Source organism: Halorubrum rutilum, from assembly GCF_042665015.1.
Lineage (GTDB): Archaea > Halobacteriota > Halobacteria > Halobacteriales > Haloferacaceae > Halorubrum > Halorubrum rutilum.
In genome coordinates, this window is sequence record NZ_JBHTBL010000022.1 from 1 (window position 1) to 1,324 (window position 1,324).

General features: G+C 59.4%; 1 protein-coding gene. It reads left to right on the forward strand.

All coding sequences use genetic code 11. The annotated features are described in order from the left end of the window. Positions 1-315 precede the first annotated feature (315 nt). A partial coding sequence (locus ACFQMF_RS15615; protein ID WP_379792304.1) for a tyrosine-type recombinase/integrase occupies positions 316-1,324 on the forward strand: 1,009 nt, incomplete at its 3' end.

Below are 1,324 nucleotides of genomic sequence, written 5' to 3' on the forward strand. Positions count from 1 at the left end.
AAGATTAAGTCACTATCTCCTCTGCGATCAGCACGGAAGCATATCGCGGACCCGTCACTCTAGATGGGTCCTCTCGAAATCGAAGCGGACCCCGCTGCTAGGACAGCGGGTCCGCGAAGGCTTCCGTATCTAGGGTACGAAAGCCATGTTCGACCACTACACGCCGGGGTATGAAATCCCCGATCGACTGAGGAACCGCAACACAACCGCTGGATACGACCACTTTCAGTTTCACTCCCCGCGTCAGGATCTTCTCTTTTTAACACCCGCTCATCGGTCGGAGTCGATGGTCTCTAGGAATACGGAGGGGTCAGCGTGAGCGACGATCTCGAACCTCTCACGCCGCAGGAAGGCGTTGAGATGTATCTCGAAAGCCGGAGTGAGGAACTCGCAGACCACACCCGGCAAAACCACAAGTATCGGCTGAAACCGTTCGTTGAGTTCTGTGACGATCGGGAAATCGACAACCTGAACGACTTGAACGGTCGGGAGATTCTCCGGTTCTTCAACCGGCGGAAGGGGTCGGTCAAGAATGTCACCCTGAAGAATCACCTTGCGACGCTTCGGGTCGCGCTCGACTTCTGGGCTAGCATCGACGCTGTGAGCGATGGGCTCCGCGAGTCGGTCCCGATGCCGGAGCTTAGCGACAGCGATGAAGTCAACGACGACGTGCTTAGAGCCGAGCGTGCGCGCGAGATTCTCGACGCGCTCGACACGTTCCGGTACGCGAGTCGAGATCACGTGATATTCCTGCTGCTGTGGGAAACGGGCATGCGCTCGGGAGCGGCGTACGCGCTTGACGTGGAGGATTACGACCGTGACGAAGCGGCGATACAGATCCGCCACCGCCCCCCGTCGACGCCACTAAAAAACGGTGAACGCGGTGAGCGCGACGTGTGGCTACGGCCGGAGGTTGCGGCCGTCGTCGAGGATTACCTCTCGACGACCCGCGATGACCAGATCGACGACGACGGCCGTCGACCGATGTTCACATCTAGGTACGGCCGACTGTCGAAGAGTTCAATCCGCGAGACGGTCTACCGAGTGAGTCGCCCGTGCGTTTGGGGCGAGTGCCCGCACAATCGCGTCGTCGAGGAGTGTGAGGCGACAGATCAGAAGACGGCGAGTAAGTGCCCGTCGTCTGTCTCTTCGCACCCGCTTCGCAAGGGAGCGATTTCACGGGATCTAAACGACGGGCACCCACGCGAGGTTGTGAGTGACCGGATGGATGTGACGGAAGATGTGCTTGAGAAGCACTACGACAAGCGGTCGGAACGCGAGCGCATGAAGGTTCGCCGTCGCGTCATCCGCGAGGTGACCAAAT